We start from the raw sequence: 16624 nt of genomic DNA, 5'->3' as shown, positions 1-16624 counted from the left end.
TTACTCTCCCGAAATGCCCAGTTGCACCTGTTGCTTTGGGCGCTTCGACTGGAACAGGGCAAGCAAAAAAACGCCGGCCTGAACCACGACGATCGTCGGGCCCGTGGCTGCGTCGATGTGATAGCTGAGGATCGTTCCCACGACGCTCGACCCGATGGCGGCCGCGGCAGCAATGGCGAGCATACGCTCAAAGCTCTTCGTCAAAAGAAAACCGATCGCTCCCGGCGCGATCAGCATGGCGATGACAAGGATGATCCCGACAGCCTTCAGCGAGGCCACGATGGTCAACGCGAGCAGCGTCAACAGCCCGAAATGCAGCAGGTTGACGGGCAGGCCGATCGCGCGCGCATGGGCCGGATCGAAACAATAGAGCAGCAGATCCTTGCGTTTTGCCAGAACGATGAGGATCGCCGGCACGACGATGATCGCCGCCTCGATCACGTCGCGCCACTGGACGCCGAGCATGTTGCCGAACAGGATATGATTGAGATGCTGGTCGGTCTCGACCTTGACGAACAGAACCAGGCCAAACGCGAACATGCCTGAGAAGACGATGCCCATGACTGCGTCTTCCTTGATCCGGCTGTGCTGCTTGAGGTAGCCCGTCGCCAGCGCGCAGCCAAGTCCTGCCACGAATGCGCCGAAGGCAAGCGGGATCCCGGCGATATAGGCGAGCACAATACCCGGAAGCACGGCATGCGAAACGGCGTCGCCCATCAGCGACCAGCCCTTCAGGACGAGATAGCAGGACAACACCGCGCAGATGGCGCCGACCAGAATGGCGACGGTGAGACCGCGACGCATGAACTCATGGCTGAGCGGTTCGGCGATCCAGGACCAGATTGTCATCATGACGCGACCTGGGATGCGGCACGTGCCGCCCGGCGCGCGGCGAGACGGCCATGTTTGGGTGCGAAGACGAAGGCAGTCAGAAAGACCACGGTCTGCAGCACCACGATCAGTCCGCCAGTCGCGCCATCGAGAAAGAAGCTGAGATAGGCGCCGACCGCGCTCGTCGCCGCGCCGATCGCCATCGCGAGCAGGATCATGACGCCGAACCGATCGGTAAGCAGATAGGCGGTGGCACCAGGCGTTACCACCATCGCGATCACGAGGATCGCGCCGACGGTCTGGAGCGCGGCGACGATGCAGGCGCTGAGCAGCACGAAGAACAGGACCCGCAACCGCCACGGATTCAGGCCGACGCCGCGCGCATGGTTCTCATCGAAGAACACCAGCATCATATCCTTCCATCGAAGCCCCAATACAGCCAGCGAAACCGCTGCGATGAGGATGACCTGGGTTACATCCTCGTCGGAGATTGCGAGGATGTTGCCGAGTACGATGGACTGGATGTTTACGGAGGTCGGACTGATCGACGCAATCAGCAGCCCGCCAGCGAACAGCGTTGTAAAGACAAGGCCGATCACGGCGTCCTCGCGAAGTTGCGTCACGCGCCGCACCAAGGTGATGCCGAGTGCGGCGATGAGGCCGGAGGCGAATGCGCCGGCGGCATAGGGAAGGGCCAGCATGTAGGCGGCCGCAACGCCCGGCACCACCGAGTGGGCAAGCGCGTCGCCCATCAGGGCCCAGCCCTTTAGTATGAGATAGCAGGACAGGAACGCGCAGACCATGCCGACCAGGGCGCTGACCCAGATGGCCTTGGCCATGTAGTTGTAGGTGAAGGGTTCCAGCAGGATGTCAATCACGGGGCTGGCGATCCGCTGTCGGGCTTCATCATCTTCTCTTGATCGCGCTCGCCGTAAAGCACCAGAGGGCGCTCGTCATCGGTCAGCACGGTCAGGTGGCGAGCGTCGGGGTCGTCGTGAAGATCGGCGCCGCCGAGGCGTAGATGCCTCAGCACGCCGCCAAAAGCTTTCGCAAGATTGGCTTGCGTAAACGTTGTCTCTGTCGGTCCGAAGGCCAGCACCGTCTTGTTGAAGATGACGACATGGTCGCAGAAATTGACGATGCTGCCGAGATTGTGCGTCGACACCAACATCAGCTTGCCGTCGTCGCGCATCGACCGAAGGAGATCGATGATCGCTGCTTCGGTCTGCACGTCGACGCCGGTGAACGGCTCGTCGAGCAGGATGATCTCGCCGCCCTGCGCCAGAGCGCGCGCCAGGAACACGCGCTTCTTCTGGCCGCCGCTCAGTTCGCCGATCTGGCGCTTGCGAAAATCGGTCATGCCGACCCGTTCCAGCGCCGCGTCGACCGCCATGCGATCGGCTCTGCGTGGGATACGCAGAAAATTCATGTGGCCATAGCGGCCCATCATGACGACATCTTCCACCAGCACCGGAAAGTTCCAGTCGACATCCTCGCTCTGCGGCACATACGCTACCAGGCCGCGCTTCAGCGCTGCGTGGACCGGCAATCCGGCGATAAGCACTGTTCCGGTCGACGGCGTCAGGAAGCCCATCAGCGCCTTGAACAGCGTCGATTTGCCGGAGCCGTTGACGCCGACCAGCGCGCAGATGGTGGAGGCGCCGAGCCTGAAAGAGGCGGAGTGTACGGCCGTGACCCCGCTTGAATAGCTGACGGTGACGTCGTCCACGTCGATGGAGGCAACGACCCGGCCGCTACCGGTCGATGTTCGATCATGGCTGCCCTGGACGCTGTCCGGAGCGAGCGCGGTGCGAACCCCGGTCACCCGCCGAACCCCTGGACGATAGTCTCGACGGTGGTTTCGAGAAGCTTCAGATAGGTCGGAACCGGGCCGTCTTCCTCGCTCAGCGAATCGACGTAGAGAACGCCTCCATAGGTGGCTCCGGTTTCGCGCGCGACTTGCTTGGCCGCCTTGTCCGAAATGGTGCTTTCGCTGAACACCACCGGAATCTTGTTCTCGCGCACCAGGTCGATGAGCTTGCGCGCCTGTTGCGGAGTGCCTTGCTGGTCGGCGTTGATCGGCCACAGATAGGCTTCGCGCAGATCGAAGTCGCGTGCCAGGTAGCTGAAAGCGCCTTCGCTTGTAACCAGCCAGCGTTGGTCCGTGGGGATCGCCGACAGGCGCTTGCGCATGGGTTCGTCGATTGCCTTGATCTTTTCCGAATAGGCGGCGGCGTTGGCGGCATAGACCTGGGCGTTTGCCGGATCCGCCTTGGACAGCGCCTTGCGGATGTTCTCGACATAGATGAGGGCGTTCTTCGGCGACATCCACGCATGCGGATTGGGCTTGCCTTCGTAGGGCCCCTCCTTGATCCCCATCGGCTCGACACCGTCCGTGACGACGGCGCTCGGCACGTTCTTCACGTTGTCGAAGAATTTCTCGAACCAGCGTTCGAGGTTCATGCCGTTCCAGAGCACGAGGTCGGCCGATTGCGCCTTCACCACGTCGAGCGGCGTCGGCTGATAGTCGTGGATTTCGGCGCCGGGCTTGGTCACCGACTCTACGATTGCCGCGGTCCCGGCTACGTTTTGCGCGATATCCTGGATGATCGTGAACGTCGTCACGACGCGCAGAACCTTCCCTGCCGCAGGCTGGGTCTCCTGTGCCATGACCGGAACGAGGCTCGCCATCGTCGCAAAACCGATGGCCACAAGGCCGCCAAGCGCCCGCAGCATCGTCCTGCGGGTTGGGGAAGCAGAAACAGTCATCGGATGCCTTTCGACTGGAGTTGATCGTCGCCCATGCGCTGCTCACGTCATGCTAATGCGTTTGATTTGCATCTAATATTGCAGTTGCAACTGATTTGCAAGTAGCTAATTGCAGTCGCGTGGCAACGCGGCTAAGTATGGCGGATGAAAGCGGATAACGACCTTTTCGAGCGATTCCGGAGCAATTTGAAAGCCGCCGGTGTCCGGATGACCGAACAACGCAAGGTGATCTTGCGGCTGCTGGCGGATGCGCACGACCATCCGGACGCGAACGAATTGTATTCTCGTGCCCACCAGATCGACGGCAGCATTTCCTTGTCGACCGTCTACCGGACGTTGCGGCTCCTGGAGGAGAAAGGCGCCATCCAGCGTCATGCCTTCGACGAGGGCCGCGCCCGGTTCGAAAACGCGGACCGTGAACATCACGACCATCTCATCGACCTCGACACCGGTCAGGTGATCGAGTTCCGTTCCGACAAAATCGAGAAACTGCAGGCCGAGATAGCGTCGGAGCTTGGCTTCGAAATCGTCCGCCACAAGCTGGAACTGTATGTCAGGAAACGCGCCAAATAGCGTGGTTTCTGGTCGTCACCATGCTGATCCGGGTCTGATCGCGGCGGGCAAGACGCCGCCGGCTCAGACCGTCCAGAAATAGCGCACAATGTGAAAGAAGACAGGCGCGGCGAAGACCAGGCTTGTCGGTGCGGTCCATCATGCCGCCATGGCCTTCGATCAGATGGCCCCAGTCCTTGACGCCCTGGTCGCGCTTGATGGCCGAGGCGACCAACCCGCCAAGAAATCCCATCGAGCAGGCGACGAAGGCCACGGCCGCCGCCTGCAGCGGCGAGAAGGGCGTGCCGATCAGGCCTTCCCAGGTTTTCGACGGCGAGACGTTCGGCGAAAAACGTTGTTTTCCAAAGAGCTTGCCGAAGATGCCGAACATGCCGCATTTGTGCACCAACGCTCGGGCAGGGCTAAAAACTTTAGGCTTGAAATAAATTTGGTCTGGTGCAATTCTCAATCGTCAGTCGAGAGCGTGGGAGGTCTCGCTGTGCCAAATGCCGGTCGCATATGGGATCGCGCCGGGTGCTGCCGCATATGCGGATGACCAGCCCGGCGTCGGCGCAAAGCCTCCCCGCAAGTTGCGTATTCAAACACACGCACGGCGACAAGACCGTGGCAACGAGCATCTAGGGGACAGCCGCAGAATGCTTGGACCGTCAGCGCATATCGACACGTTCACGCGCGACAACCTTCCGCCCGAGGAACAGTGGCCGAACTTCCTGCTCGATGGCTTCGACTACTCCGAATACCTTAATGCCGGTGTCGAACTGACCGACGTCTGGTCGAAAAGGGTCTGGGTGACCACACCGCGCCGATCGGCAATGGCCGGGCGCTGGCGCTTCAATCATGTCACCACAGTCGAACGCATCATCGGCATGAAACGCAGCACCGGCGGCACGTCGGGCGCTTCGTGTCTGAAGAGATGCTGGAGGTTGAGCTGTTCACTGAACTCTGGAAAGTTCGCACCCGGCTCTAAAGCTATTTTATCTATATTGAAAACACTGGGAAGGAGAGAAAAATGAAGAATATCCTGGCAGCCAGCATGTTCGCTTTGTCGCTGGCCACATCTGGCCTTGCCTATGCCGAACCCGTCAAGATCGGCGTCATCACCACGCTTTCGGGCGGCGGTGCGGGTCTCGGCGTCGACATGCGCGATGCCTTTACGCTGGCGATGAAACAGTCCGGCAACAAGGATGTCGAGCTGGTCATCGAAGACGATGCCCAGAAGCCCGAGATCGCGGTGCAGCTCGCCGAAAAGATGATCCAGAGCGACAAGGTCGACCTGCTCACCGGTATCATCTGGTCGAACCTGGCGATGGCGGTGGTGCCCAACGCGGTGGCGCAGGACGTCATCTATCTGTCGCCCAATGCCGGCCCGTCGGCCCTTGCCGGCGCCAAGTGCAACAAGAACTATTTCAACGTCGCCTACCAGAACGACAATTTCCATGAGGCGATGGGTCAGTACGCCAACAAGGACTACAAGAAGACCTTCATCCTCGCGCCCAACTACCCGGCTGGCAAGGATTCGCTGACCGGCTTCAAGCGCTACTACAAGGGCGAGCTGGCAGGCGAGGCCTACACCCAGATCGGCCAGGCCGACTACGCCGCCGAGATCGCCCAGATCCGCGATTCCGGTGCCGACTCGGTGTTCTTCTTCCTGCCTGGCGGCATGGGCATTTCCTTCATGAAGCAGTACGCCCAGTCGGGCGTGAACATCCCGGTCATGGGTCCTGGCTTCTCCTTCGACCAGGACATTTTGCCCGCGGTTGGCGACGCAGCCCTTGGCGTCAAGAACTCGGCGAGCTGGTCCAGGGACCTCGACAACGAAGCCAACAAGCAGTTCGTCGAGGCCTTCAAGGCCGAATACAATCGCCTGCCCTCAATCTACGCCGCCCAGAGCTGGGATACGGCGAACCTGATCCTGTCTGCGCTGTCCAAGGCCAGTGTTAAGGACAAGGACGCGTTCCGCGCGGCCCTCAAGGCAGCCGATTTCAAGTCGGTGCGCGGCGAGTTCACCTTCAACACCAACAATCATCCGGTCCAGAACATCTACGTCCGTGAGGTGGTAAAGGAAGGCGATGTCTTGACCAACAAGATCATCGCCACCGCCTTCGAACACCACAAGGACGCCTATGCCGACCAGTGCAAGATGTAGCCCAAGGCTGCATCCGCTTTGCTAAAGTGCCGGCCTCGTCATCGACGGGGCCGGGGCCGCGGCGAGGCCGCATCGCCGTATCTTGCAGCGGCTTGCTTCGGCATTTCCCGCCTTGAACCACAGTCCGGATCGTTCATTTGTCCATCGCCCTTCTGATCGAACAACTTCTCAACGGGCTGCAGCTCGGAGTGATGCTGTTCCTCATGGCCGCCGGCCTGACGCTGATCTTCGGAGTCATGGGCCTGATCAACCTCGCCCATGGCTCGCTCTACATGGTCGGCGCCTTTGCCTGTGCCACGGTCGCCGCCGCCACTGGTTCGTTCTGGATCGGTCTGGTGGCGAGCCTGATCGCTGCGGCAGCCGCCGGTGCGGTCATGGAGATCGTTGTCATCCGCAGGCTTTATGAGCGCGACCATCTTGACCAAGTGCTGGCGACGTTTGCGCTGATCCTGATCTTTTCGGAAGGCACGCGCTGGCTGTCTGGCTCGTTTCCGCTTTATCTCGACATCCCACCGCTGCTGCAAGGCGCGGTGCCCTTGCCCGGCGGTGGCCAGTACCAGCTCTACCGCCTCGCCATTATCGGCGTCGGCATCGCCGTTGCTGTGGGGCTCTATCTGCTGATCTCGCGCACCCGTCTCGGCATGCGCATCCGCGCCGGCGAATCCGACCGCGAGATGATCGCAGCCCTCGGCGTCGACATCCGCACGCTCTACACTGTTGTCTTCGCGCTAGGTGCTGCCCTTGCCGGCCTTGCCGGCGCGCTGGTCGGTGCGCTGCAATCGGTGCAGGTCGGCATGGGCGAGCCAGCACTCATCCTCGCCTTCGTGGTCATCGTCATCGGCGGCATCGGCTCGATCAAGGGCGCGCTGTTCGGTGCCATCCTCGTCGGCCTCGTCGACACGATGGGCCGCTTCCTCCTGCCCAAGGCGCTGGCGTTGATGATGCCGACGGCACAGGCCGGGCTGATCGGTGCCTCACTCGCCTCCATGCTGATCTACATAGTCATGGCCCTGATCCTCGCTTTCAGGCCAAGCGGCCTGTTTGCGGCGCAGTCGTAAGGGCCACCATGAGCCGCGAAACCATCATCAATATACTGCTGGCACTTCTGCTGCTAGCGATCCCGTTCAGTGCGTCTGCAATGGGCGAGCAATTCTACGTCACGCTTGCCACGCGCATTACGATCCTTGCGCTCGCTGCTGTCGGGCTCAACATCGCGCTTGGTCTTGGCGGGCTGGTATCCTTTGGCCACGCCGCCTTCTTCGGCCTTGGCGGCTATGCCGCCGGCATCCTGGCGACCCATGCCTTCAACGCCGAACCGCTGTTGTTTGGCCTGCAAGGCACGACCTCGATGCCGGTCATCTGGTCGGTGGCTATCCTGGTTTGCGGCCTTGTCGCCTTGCCGATCGGCGCGATCAGCCTGCGCACGACGGGCGTCTATTTCATCATGATCACGCTCGCTTTCGCGCAGATGATCTACTACTTCGCCATCTCCTGGCCGGCCTATGGCGGCGAGGACGGGCTGTCGATCTATGTCCGCAATGGCTTTCCCGGTATGAACACGGCGCAGTCCCTGACCTATTTCCTGATCTGCTATGTCGTGCTGATGGCAGCACTTGGTCTGTTCTGGCTGCTGCGCGGATCGCGCTTCGGTGCCGCATTGCAGGCGGCACGGCAGAACGCGACCAGGCTGTCCGCCGTCGGCATCGCACCCTTCAACATCAGGCTCGTTGCCTTCGCCATCTCTGCCATGGTCACAGGCCTCGCCGGCGCGCTGTTTGCCGATCTCAACCGCTTCGTCAGCCCCTCGATGCTGTCCTGGCACATGTCGGGCGAGCTGATCGTGCTCATCATCCTTGGCGGCAAGGGTCGGCTGTTCGGCCCGGTTGCGGGCGCGATGCTTTACGTGCTGTTCGAATTCGCGCTTGGCGGCTTCACCGAACGCTGGCAGTTCTTCCTTGGCCTGATCCTGCTCGGCGTCGTTTTGTTCGCGCGCGGCGGGCTGCTTGGCCTTTTGGCTGGAGAGGCGCGTCATGGCTGAGCTGGTCCTCGAAATACGCGATCTCAAAAAGACTTTCGGCGCGCTGAAGGCCACCGACGGCGTCAGCCTCGATCTCAAGCCGGGCGAAATCCACGCGCTGATCGGCCCCAATGGAGCCGGCAAAAGCACGCTGATCCACCAGATCTCGGGCTCGCTCCGGCCAGACAGCGGCAGTATCCGCTTTCTCGGCCAGGATATGGCCGGGCTCGACATGGCGGCCCGCGGGCGGCTTGGGCTCGGCCGCAGCTTCCAGATCTCATCACTCGCGCAGGAGTTTTCCGCGCTGCGCAATGTGATGCTGGCGGTGCAGGCACGCCAGGGAACGAGCTTCCGCTTCTTACGCCCCGTGATGAGCGACAAGAGCCTGACAGAACCGGCGATGGCGATGCTGGAGCGCGTCGGCCTTGCCGGGCGCGCCTACGTGCCAGCCGCTGAGCTGTCGCATGGCGAACGCCGTCAACTCGAAATCGCCATTGCGTTGGCCCTTGGATCGAAGGCCTTTTTGTTCGACGAGCCGATGGCCGGCATGGGGCCAGACGGATCGAAAGCGTTGACGAAATTCCTCGACGGCCTGCGCCACGAAGCGCCGATCCTGCTCGTCGAGCACGACATGGATGCCGTCTTCGCGCTTGCCGACCGTATCTCGGTCCTCGTCTATGGCCGCGTCATCGCCACCGGCACGGTGGACGAGATCCGCAACGATCCCGAAGTGCGCCGGGCCTATCTCGGAGAAGCTGCGTGAGCCTGCTGGAACTCAACGGCGTCGAAACCTTCTACGGCGCATCGCAGGCGCTGTTCGGCGTCTCGCTCGACGTCAGGGCGGGTGAGGTCGTGGCGCTCATGGGCCGCAACGGCATGGGCAAGACGACGACGATCAATTCCATTCTCGGCCTCGCGAAACCGCGCTCAGGCTCGATCAGCTTTGGCGGCCGCCAAGTCGCCGGCATGCGCCCGCACCGCATCGCGCGTCTTGGCCTGGGTCTGGTGCCGGAGGGAAGGCGCTGCTTTCCCAATCTGACCGTACTGGAGAACCTGCTGGCCGCAGCACGCGGCAGCGCGTGGACATTGGAAAAAGTTGTCGAGCTGTTTCCGCGTCTCGGCGAACGCCGCGACCAATATGCCGGTACACTGTCGGGCGGCGAGCAGCAGATGGTAGCCATCGGCCGCGCGTTGATGACCAATCCGAGCCTGCTCATTCTGGACGAGGCGACCGAGGGTCTGGCACCTGTGATCCGCCAGGACATCTGGGCAGCAATCCGCAAGCTCAAGTCGAGCGGACAGTCGATCCTTGTCGTAGACAAGACGCTTGCCGAGCTTCTACCTGTGGCCGACCGCTGCTTCGTTCTGGAAAAGGGCATGACCGTCTTCGAAGGCACGCCCGAGGCGCTGACGCCAGAAATTCAGGACCGCTATCTCGGCGTATGAAAAAAGGGTGTCAAACGGCTTCCAAACTGACCCGGTGCTGTTGCTGGCCAGCGATCTTCTGGCCGGAACGCTGCTGCTGCCGCAGGAGCTGCCGATCGGCATCATCACCAGCTCCGTCGGCGCGTTCTTCGTCGTCACCATGCTGATCCAAAACCGGCTCTGAGCGCGCCAATGAACCGCTCTTGCAACAGGCCGCCGGCTCAGACCGTCCAGAAATAGCGCACGATGTGGAAGAACACCGGGGCGGCGAAGACCAGGCTGTCGGTGCGGTCCATCATGCCGCCATGGCCTTCGATCAGATGGCCCCAGTCCTTGACGCCCTGATCGCGCTTGATGGCCGAGGCGACCAGCCCGCCGAGAAATCCCATCGAGCAGGCGACGAAGGCCACGGCTGCTGCCTGCAGCGGCGAGAAGGGTGTCACGAACGATAGCAGCGCGCCGAGCAGGCTCGCCGACACCAGTCCGCCGATCAGCCCTTCCCAGGTTTTCGACGGCGAGACGTTCGGCGAAAAACGGTGTTTTCCAAACAGCTTGCCGAAGATGTACTGCAGCACGTCGCTGCCTTGCACGACGATGATCAGGAACGCGATCAGCAGCAGGGTGCGGCCTTCGAAGCCCGGCACCTCGAGTGTCAGCAGGGCAGGGACATGGCTGACGCAATAGACCGAGATCATCACCGCCCATTGCTGCGCGGCGATGCGCTCGAGGAAGCGTTCAGTGTCGCCATGCAGCGCCGTGATGGCCGGCATCAGCAGGAAGCAATAGACCGGAATGAAGATGACGAAGAGCCCGTACCAGGCGGTCCACACCAGCCAATATTGAAACGGTATGATGATGCCGAACATGCCAAGCAGCACCCAATGGTCGCTGCGGCGGGTGTGCGTCAGCGTCACGAATTCGCGCAGCGCGGCGAAGGAGATCAGAGCGAACAGGATGGTCATCCCGTAACGCCCGAAGAAGAAGGCGACCGTCATCAGCGCCACCATCACCCACCAGGCGTTGATCCGCTGGCTGAGATTGACCAGCGTCGAACTAAGCGGCTTCGGCGCTCGCGCCGAAAGTATGGTCGCGACGATGCTGGCGGTGGTCAAAACCGCCAGCAGGCCGATGATCAGGATGGAGATTTCGTGGCGCATCAATCGTCTCGCTCGGGACGCGGGTTGAGCGCCAGAAGCGCGGCGTGGGCGCGTTCGAGGAAGGCGCGGCGTTCTTCGCCCGGACCGATCGCCACCGGTGCGCCGAAGACGACGCGGCACAGCAGCGGCACCGGCAGGAACTGCCCCTTGGGCAGCACGCGCGACATGTTCTCGATCCAGCACGGGATCAGCTCGACCTGAGGCCGCGCCGTCGACAGATTGTAGAGCCCGGAGCGGAATGCCAGCAGCGGCTCTTCGGTCATGTTGCGTGTGCCTTCGGGAAACAGGATCAGCGAGTGGCCCTGGTCGAGAACCGACAGCATGATCTCGATCGGGTTTTCCTCAGGTCTCGTCCACTGCCGGTTGATGAGCACCGACGACAGCATGTCCTGCGCGATGAAGCGGCGCAGCCGCGACTTCCCCCAATATTCGCCTGCGGCAACAGCATGGGTGATCGCGCGCTCGCTTTCGCTGAGACAGGCCGACAGCAGGATAAAGTCGCCATGGCTGGTGTGGTTGGCGAAATAGATGCGCTGGCGGTCGGAGGGCAGGCTGCCGTTCCAGATCGGACGCACGCCCGTCACCATCCGGGCCAGCGCCGAGAGGCCGACGGAGGTTACCGTCTGCAGCAAGGTGAAGGTCTTGAGCGAAAGCCTGTTCATCGCGGCGCCCAAAACCCTGACGCCAGAAGTGCTGCGGCAAACAGAGCCAGGGCGGCGCGCTGCTTGAACAGCAGGCGACGCGTGCCGGCGATGCGGTCATCGAGCGAGCGTGTCGCGGGCGGGGCCGTTTTCAGGCGCATGCGCGCCAGCATGTCGTCCACCGCGGCACCGCCGGAAGCTTCGTCATCATGGCCAGCCATGACCCGGAACAACAGGGCGTCGAATGCCAGCAATGCCGACAGCGCCAGAACGGCGACAGCGCTCGCGGCTGTGATCGACAGCGCAACGGCCGCCGGCAAAGTCTCGAAGCCGCCGCGCGTCGAGGCAGCCAGCGGCGCAAGGATATTTGCCGCCACCACGATTGCGGCCGGCCACGCTGCCTGCCGCATCAGCATGCCGGCGAAGCGGTCGGTGCGGTCCTGGTAGGCATTGCCGGTCATGACGCCGCGCGCTCTATGGCCTCGGCAAGATGAACCGGCCGGCCGAGGGCCGCGAGCATTTCGCGGGCAATCGCCGGCGTCTTGGCCCTGCCGGTCGCCACCAGCCATTCGGCGACGACGCCGGCGCTGCGCTGGAAGCCGAGCGCGCAGCACACCAGCACGGTGCCGTCGCGGCGCGCACTCTCCAGCGCGCCGGCTGCCTGTTGCCGTATCGCCACTGGCGGCGGCAACAGGTCGACCATCGGAAAGCTGATCCAGCGGCAATCGGCTGCCGCAGGCCTCTTAAGTTCGGCGGCGAGATCGATGACCGTGCCGAAGCTGCTGGCCTCGCGTGCCGTGGGAAAGCGCCCGAGAAAGACGCCGTCGGCAATCGCCACCTGGGGAGCAAGTTTGCGCGTCCAGGCCCATATGTTGGCCCTGGCGCCGAGACGGTAAGGCAAGAGCAGGACACGGCTTGCGAGCGTGATGCTGCCATCGGCGGATTTCTGGAACACTTTTTCGCCTGCTCCTGCATAGGCGAAGGCGACGATGGCCAGCGCCAGCGCCGGCCAAAGCAGGAAGAGCGCGACGGCGCAGAACAAGGCGCCGAGCGCTGCACCGGCCAGCGCGAGGACCGCGCCCAGCGCGTAGAACCGCGCCAGCCGCCGCGCTTTCACATCGCTGGTCAGCCGGAAGCCTGAAAACGGCAACGCGCCGCTGCGCGGAAACAGCCACAGCGCAAAGAACCCGAGCAGCGCGCCGGTCGGAATGTCGATGAAGTGATGCTGCCAGGTCGTCAGCACCGAGGCACCGATCAGGAAGCTCCAGCCATGCCAGAGCGGCAGGAGCAACCCGCGGAGCCGGTGGCGCCAATGATCCCAGATGATCACCAAAAGGGCGATGTGCAGCGAGGGTGCCTGGTTGAACGGCTTGTCGAAACCGCCGAGCACGGCAAACAGGAAGCCCGGCAGGCCGGTCGTCGCCGGTCGCACGAATGTCGCGGTCAGCGGGAACAGGATGAAGCAGATAACGGCGACGACCTGCGCGGTGAGATAGCGCCCGGCCAGGCGGTCGACGCCTTGCTTGTCGTTGTTGAGCAGCAGCGACAGGCCGTAGAACAGATTGATCGACCAATAGGGCACGATGGTCCAGGCGACGAACGGAATGCTGTGTTCCCACGAGAACACGATGCTGCCGACCTCGTCGCGCCGCGAGGCCAGCCAGTTGGCGAAGCCGTAGCTGAGGTAGAAGAACGGCGCCAGGAAGGCCAGCCATAGCGCGGCCCTGACGACCACCCGTCCATAAGGCTCGGTGCGCGCGATGGGTGCAAGCGACGAGGCCATGCTGCTCAGCGGCGCCGTGCGACCGAGACGGTGAAGATGCCCCATTGGTCGATGCGCTGGTCGAGCTTTTCGAAACCGGCGGCTTCGACGAGCTGGTCCATCTCACCCTGCGTGCGCCGCCGCATCACCCAGGCCTCGCCTCCGCGATGCGAAGTCAGGCTGCGGGCGATCATCTCGAGCTGCGGATGCCAGGGCTGGTTGGTGTAGAGCAACAGGCTTCCCGGCTGCATGGCGCTGGCCAATCCACCGAGCGAGCGGGCTATCATCGCATTGTCGGAGAACAATTCGTAAAGGCCGGAAACGATGGCAAGATCCGGAGCTGGATCGATCGAAGCGAGCATGTCGGCATCGAAGGCATCGGCGCGCTGGAATGAGACATCAGCCGGCAATTGCCGCTCGGCGATCAGCTTGCGGCCAAGCTGGACGTTGAGGTCGGAATAATCCTGCAGGCGAACGCTCGCCGGCTGATCGGGGCTCTTCACGATGGCATCGAGAACATAGCGGCCATGGCCGGCCGCGATGTCGAGAATGTGCGCCGGCCGGCCAGCGGCCTTGAGCGTCGCCAGGCAAGAGCCGATGAGCTCTTCGAGATGCAGCTTGCGCTGGCGGATGCCGCGCCAGCCAATGGCCTCCAGGAAAATGCGGTCGACGACGCGGCCAAGAGGCGTAAGCCCGCGCGCATTGTTCTCGTAGACGTAGTCCAGCGTCGAGCCGGAATCGAAGCCGGTGGTCACGCCGGCCTTCATACCTTGCGAGACCCAGGCGCCCATGCGGATGGAGGCACGGCTGAATGCCCAATAGAGGCCCTTTGGCGACATCAGAGCGAGCGGCGAGGCAAGCCTATCGGCCTCGTCGCGTGTGTAGCCGGCAATGTCCGCCTGCTTAAGGTCGACCGGCGCATCGGGTGCCTCGAACTGCCTGGCCAGGAATGGCCGGATCAGGTCGAGGGCCTTTGCCCGGTCGCGCTCGCCCAGCGTGTCGTGGAAGAAACCAGGCAACACATGGCGTTCCTTGGTGCGGCTGCCGAGATTGACGAAGAACTCGTGCTGCGGGCCGTGGCGCACCACCCAGTCGCTGCCCGAAAGCAGAAGCTGGGTCGGCACATTGATGGCGCGGGCGTCACTGACGATGCGTGCGGCATGCTGATAGAGTTCGACCAGGATGTTGGAAGCGATCGGCCGCGTGATCAACGGATCGCTCTCGAAAGAGGCGATGCGCACGGGATCGTGGGTCAGGAATTTCGCCTTGACGTAGGAATTGACGAAGAAGCGGCCCTTGATCTTCTGCCAGAGTGCGATGCCCTCCTTGGCGAAGGGCACGTAGAGTTTTACCGAGAAGGCCGGTGAGGCCAGCACCATGGCGCGCAGCTTCGGCGCATAGTCATGCACCCAGGCGGCGGCCAGCACGGCGCCGAAGGATTGTGCGATCAGCGCGATATCCCGAGTGGCAAAGCCATCCCTGGCTGCAATCTCGCGCATGAAGCAGTCGATGTCGCGCACCAGGGCCGAGAAGGAAGGCGCATAGCCGCGCTCGCCGGACGAGCGGCCATTGCCGCGGGCATCCCAGGCATAGAAGGCGTGGTCCGGCATCTGCAATTCATCGACAAGATGGGCCATGCGACCGCCATGCTCGTGGCCGCGGTGGAAGAGCACCACCGCGCCCTTGGCATCGGCGGAGGCCGCCGGCCAGAATCGGTAGAAGATCTCCGTCCCGTCATGGCTGCGGAAAACCCGCTCCTGTGCTTGCCGCGCAAGGCTTTCCGTGGCCGCGGCGGCGATCGGTTCGTGCATCATGGTCTTCCCCTCTGGCGGCATGGCGAGCCTCGATGCTCAGCTGGCGCTGCCAATAATGCCGGCGCGTATCCGGTTTATGGCGGTCAGCAGCGAAAGCGTTGCCATGGCCGGAAACACAAACGCCGCTATCGATGCCGGCCACAGCCCGGCGGCGCACAGCACGGCGACGACGCCGAGCGCCAGCGCCCTGTCGCTCTTGCCGAACGGCCCGGCATAATTACGCCCGACCTTGGCAGCGATGCCGAGCACGCCGGCGAACTCGGTCAGCACGGCCGCTATCGCGAAGGCGACGACGCCCCATGCGCCAAATTCCGGAAAGACGGCAAAAGGGAGAATCAGCGCGAGGTCTGAAACGACGTCGCACAACTCGTTCAGATACATGCCAAGCGTCGAGGCTTGGCCATGCTCGCGCGCCAGCATGCCGTCCACGGCATTCAACGCCATGCGCACGAACATCACCAAGGGGATAAGCAACAGCAGCCAGCGCCATTCGTGCCAGATCGCAATGGCCGCGCCGGCGGCTATCGACATCGCGGCCGCCAGGATGGTTATGCTGTTTGCCGTGACCCCGATTGCCGCCAACCGATTGACCAGCGGCCGCAGTCGGCCCTGGAAGGCCGGCTTGAGAGCGTAAAGCGTCGGCATTGCGTTGATCCCCCGATCCTGTTCAGCGGCTGTACATCAATATGCCAGACGCGACCAGTGTAGCGGGGGCTACGGCCATCATGCGTTTGCAAATCGATAACCATGATTGGTCCGGCAAAGCTGCCATGCACATTTGCCGGCTTCTCGTGCAACGCGGCGTCTTGAATAGTGAGCACGCTTATTATATATGCCGCTCATGGTTTCCGATGGCATCGACAGATTGGGCTTCTTGATCCACGACGTGCAGCGCTTGATGCGCAAGCGCTTCGAGGCGAGGGCCAGTGGCTTGGGGCTTTCTTCGGCGCAATGGCGGCTTCTGGTCCGCGTTGCCAAGGAAGACGGTGTCGCGCAGGCGCGGCTGGCCGAACTTCTCGAAATCGAGCCGATCAGCGTTTCGCGCCTGGTCGACCGCATGGAAGAGGGAGGCTGGATCGAGCGTCGGTCCGACGCCGCCGATCGTCGCGTCCGCATGATCTTCCTGACGCCCAAGGCAAGCGATGCCTACGCCGTAATCAAGAGCATTGCCGGAGAAGTCTATGAGGAATCGCTGGTCGGCGTGAAGCCGGAAGCCCGTCGCGTCCTCATCGAAGGGCTCGAGGCGATGGTTCGCAACCTGACCGACGACGAGACGCCGTCCATTGAAAAAGTGAAGAATACAGAAGGCGCAGCAGCATGAACGCGGTAGCCAAGATAGACGAGAAAGTGACCGAACTGGACATGGAAGCGCCGGCGCAGCCGGCCGCGGCCCCCCCCGCGGTTTGTGCCCCCGGGGCGCCCGCCCCACGGGCCGGGAAGAAAAAACCCCCGCGGGGCCCCGTGCGGGGGGTTGTGGCGCGGGCGGCGG

17 protein-coding genes and 4 pseudogenes are annotated in these 16624 nt (G+C 62.8%); 10 read left to right on the top strand and 11 right to left on the bottom strand.

Features of this window, described 5'->3' with window-relative positions; genetic code table 11:
• The 4 genes from AC0L3E_RS30905 to AC0L3E_RS30890 form a co-directional block, all read right to left on the bottom strand.
• Positions 1-852, bottom strand: coding sequence for a metal ABC transporter permease (locus AC0L3E_RS30905; protein ID WP_127267055.1), 852 nt, complete (start codon positions 850-852; stop codon positions 1-3).
• On the bottom strand, positions 849-1709 hold the full coding sequence (locus AC0L3E_RS30900) for a metal ABC transporter permease (protein ID WP_127267054.1): 861 nt from the start codon (positions 1707-1709) through the stop codon (positions 849-851). Before AC0L3E_RS30900 ends, AC0L3E_RS30905 begins: the two co-directional genes overlap by 4 nt.
• Positions 1706-2566, bottom strand: coding sequence for a manganese/iron ABC transporter ATP-binding protein (locus AC0L3E_RS30895; RefSeq protein WP_206517197.1), 861 nt, complete (start codon positions 2564-2566; stop codon positions 1706-1708). Before AC0L3E_RS30895 ends, AC0L3E_RS30900 begins: the two co-directional genes overlap by 4 nt.
• Before the next feature lie 86 nt (positions 2567-2652).
• Positions 2653-3600: a metal ABC transporter substrate-binding protein gene (locus tag AC0L3E_RS30890; RefSeq protein WP_372958876.1), complete on the bottom strand. Its 948-nt coding sequence runs from the start codon at positions 3598-3600 to the stop codon at positions 2653-2655.
• 144 nt (positions 3601-3744) lie between these two features.
• Here AC0L3E_RS30890 and AC0L3E_RS30885 point away from each other — a divergent pair, with 144 nt between their 5' ends.
• Positions 3745-4173, top strand: a complete 429-nt coding sequence (locus AC0L3E_RS30885; RefSeq protein ID WP_023813521.1) for a Fur family transcriptional regulator — start codon at positions 3745-3747, stop codon at positions 4171-4173.
• Between the two features lie 63 nt (positions 4174-4236).
• Here the strand turns inward: AC0L3E_RS30885 and AC0L3E_RS30880 are convergent.
• Positions 4237-4534 (bottom strand): annotated as a pseudogene (locus AC0L3E_RS30880) (phosphatidate cytidylyltransferase); the annotation flags it as partial.
• Between the two features lie 274 nt (positions 4535-4808).
• Between AC0L3E_RS30880 and AC0L3E_RS30875 the strand changes: the two are divergent.
• From AC0L3E_RS30875 to AC0L3E_RS30840, 8 genes and pseudogenes are all read left to right on the top strand, one after another.
• Positions 4809-4993 (top strand): annotated as a pseudogene (locus AC0L3E_RS30875) (2-aminobenzoate-CoA ligase); the annotation flags it as partial.
• Between the two features lies 1 nt (position 4994).
• Positions 4995-5140, top strand: a pseudogene (locus AC0L3E_RS30870) (tryptophan 2,3-dioxygenase family protein); the annotation flags it as partial.
• 42 nt (positions 5141-5182) lie between these two features.
• Entirely contained in the window at positions 5183-6319 is a 1137-nt protein-coding gene (locus AC0L3E_RS30865; protein WP_473606422.1) for an ABC transporter substrate-binding protein, read from the top strand.
• A gap of 137 nt (positions 6320-6456) precedes the next feature.
• Positions 6457-7377: a branched-chain amino acid ABC transporter permease gene (locus tag AC0L3E_RS30860; RefSeq protein ID WP_127270515.1), complete on the top strand. Its 921-nt coding sequence runs from the start codon at positions 6457-6459 to the stop codon at positions 7375-7377.
• Positions 7378-7385: 8 nt separating this feature from the next.
• Positions 7386-8357 carry a branched-chain amino acid ABC transporter permease gene (locus tag AC0L3E_RS30855; protein WP_256745579.1) on the top strand — a complete coding sequence of 324 codons (972 nt, stop codon included), beginning with the start codon at positions 7386-7388 and terminating at the stop codon, positions 8355-8357.
• Entirely contained in the window at positions 8350-9099 is a 750-nt protein-coding gene (locus AC0L3E_RS30850; protein WP_127321152.1) for an ABC transporter ATP-binding protein, read from the top strand. Before AC0L3E_RS30855 ends, AC0L3E_RS30850 begins: the two co-directional genes overlap by 8 nt.
• Positions 9096-9782: an ABC transporter ATP-binding protein gene (locus AC0L3E_RS30845; RefSeq protein WP_473606421.1), complete on the top strand. Its 687-nt coding sequence runs from the start codon at positions 9096-9098 to the stop codon at positions 9780-9782. The genes AC0L3E_RS30850 and AC0L3E_RS30845 overlap by 4 nt, the downstream gene beginning before the upstream one ends.
• 34 nt (positions 9783-9816) lie before the next feature.
• Positions 9817-9945: pseudogene (locus tag AC0L3E_RS30840) on the top strand (iron ABC transporter permease); the annotation flags it as partial.
• Between the two features lie 37 nt (positions 9946-9982).
• Here the strand turns inward: AC0L3E_RS30840 and AC0L3E_RS30835 are convergent.
• From AC0L3E_RS30835 to AC0L3E_RS30810, 6 genes are read right to left on the bottom strand one after another with little or no spacing between them, the layout of a single operon-like run.
• Positions 9983-10918, bottom strand: a complete 936-nt coding sequence (locus AC0L3E_RS30835; protein WP_127267053.1) for a phosphatidate cytidylyltransferase — start codon at positions 10916-10918, stop codon at positions 9983-9985.
• Positions 10918-11580 carry a lysophospholipid acyltransferase family protein gene (locus tag AC0L3E_RS30830; RefSeq protein WP_127267052.1) on the bottom strand — a complete coding sequence of 221 codons (663 nt, stop codon included), beginning with the start codon at positions 11578-11580 and terminating at the stop codon, positions 10918-10920. Before AC0L3E_RS30830 ends, AC0L3E_RS30835 begins: the two co-directional genes overlap by 1 nt.
• The gene (locus tag AC0L3E_RS30825; RefSeq protein ID WP_127267051.1) at positions 11577-12020 is read right to left on the bottom strand and encodes a hypothetical protein; all 444 of its coding nucleotides are present in this window, start codon (positions 12018-12020) and stop codon (positions 11577-11579) included. Before AC0L3E_RS30825 ends, AC0L3E_RS30830 begins: the two co-directional genes overlap by 4 nt.
• Positions 12017-13342, bottom strand: coding sequence for a phosphatase PAP2/dual specificity phosphatase family protein (locus AC0L3E_RS30820; protein WP_473606420.1), 1326 nt, complete (start codon positions 13340-13342; stop codon positions 12017-12019). The genes AC0L3E_RS30825 and AC0L3E_RS30820 overlap by 4 nt, the downstream gene beginning before the upstream one ends.
• Before the next feature lie 5 nt (positions 13343-13347).
• Entirely contained in the window at positions 13348-15132 is a 1785-nt protein-coding gene (locus AC0L3E_RS30815; protein ID WP_473606434.1) for a bifunctional alpha/beta hydrolase/class I SAM-dependent methyltransferase, read from the bottom strand.
• Between the two features lie 39 nt (positions 15133-15171).
• The gene (locus AC0L3E_RS30810) at positions 15172-15780 is read right to left on the bottom strand and encodes a CDP-alcohol phosphatidyltransferase family protein (RefSeq protein WP_128308847.1); all 609 of its coding nucleotides are present in this window, start codon (positions 15778-15780) and stop codon (positions 15172-15174) included.
• 196 nt (positions 15781-15976) lie between these two features.
• Between AC0L3E_RS30810 and AC0L3E_RS30805 the strand changes: the two genes are divergently transcribed.
• Positions 15977-16456 (top strand): MarR family winged helix-turn-helix transcriptional regulator, encoded by a 480-nt coding sequence (locus AC0L3E_RS30805; RefSeq protein ID WP_027038640.1) that lies wholly within the window; start codon positions 15977-15979, stop codon positions 16454-16456.
• Positions 16457-16624 lie beyond the last annotated feature (168 nt).

It is taken from the genome of Mesorhizobium sp. WSM4822, from assembly GCF_055811155.1.
Note: the sequence above shows the minus strand (reverse complement) of the source record. Positions and strands in the feature narration are given on the sequence as shown.

Excerpts from the sequence above, each read along its gene's own strand:
- AC0L3E_RS30905 (WP_127267055.1), bottom strand. The coding sequence starts at position 852 with ATGATGACAATCTGGTCCTGGATCGCCGAACCGCTCAGCCATGAGTTC.
- AC0L3E_RS30890 (WP_372958876.1), bottom strand. The coding sequence starts at position 3,600 with ATGACTGTTTCTGCTTCCCCAACCCGCAGGACGATGCTGCGGGCGCTT.
- AC0L3E_RS30885 (WP_023813521.1), top strand. The coding sequence starts at position 3,745 with ATGAAAGCGGATAACGACCTTTTCGAGCGATTCCGGAGCAATTTGAAA.
- AC0L3E_RS30865 (WP_473606422.1), top strand. The coding sequence starts at position 5,183 with ATGAAGAATATCCTGGCAGCCAGCATGTTCGCTTTGTCGCTGGCCACA.
- AC0L3E_RS30855 (WP_256745579.1), top strand. The coding sequence starts at position 7,386 with ATGAGCCGCGAAACCATCATCAATATACTGCTGGCACTTCTGCTGCTA.
- AC0L3E_RS30850 (WP_127321152.1), top strand. The coding sequence starts at position 8,350 with ATGGCTGAGCTGGTCCTCGAAATACGCGATCTCAAAAAGACTTTCGGC.
- AC0L3E_RS30835 (WP_127267053.1), bottom strand. The coding sequence starts at position 10,918 with ATGCGCCACGAAATCTCCATCCTGATCATCGGCCTGCTGGCGGTTTTG.
- AC0L3E_RS30830 (WP_127267052.1), bottom strand. The coding sequence starts at position 11,580 with ATGAACAGGCTTTCGCTCAAGACCTTCACCTTGCTGCAGACGGTAACC.
- AC0L3E_RS30825 (WP_127267051.1), bottom strand. The coding sequence starts at position 12,020 with ATGACCGGCAATGCCTACCAGGACCGCACCGACCGCTTCGCCGGCATG.
- AC0L3E_RS30820 (WP_473606420.1), bottom strand. The coding sequence starts at position 13,342 with ATGGCCTCGTCGCTTGCACCCATCGCGCGCACCGAGCCTTATGGACGG.
- AC0L3E_RS30815 (WP_473606434.1), bottom strand. The coding sequence starts at position 15,132 with ATGCACGAACCGATCGCCGCCGCGGCCACGGAAAGCCTTGCGCGGCAA.
- AC0L3E_RS30810 (WP_128308847.1), bottom strand. The coding sequence starts at position 15,780 with ATGCCGACGCTTTACGCTCTCAAGCCGGCCTTCCAGGGCCGACTGCGG.
- AC0L3E_RS30805 (WP_027038640.1), top strand. The coding sequence starts at position 15,977 with ATGGTTTCCGATGGCATCGACAGATTGGGCTTCTTGATCCACGACGTG.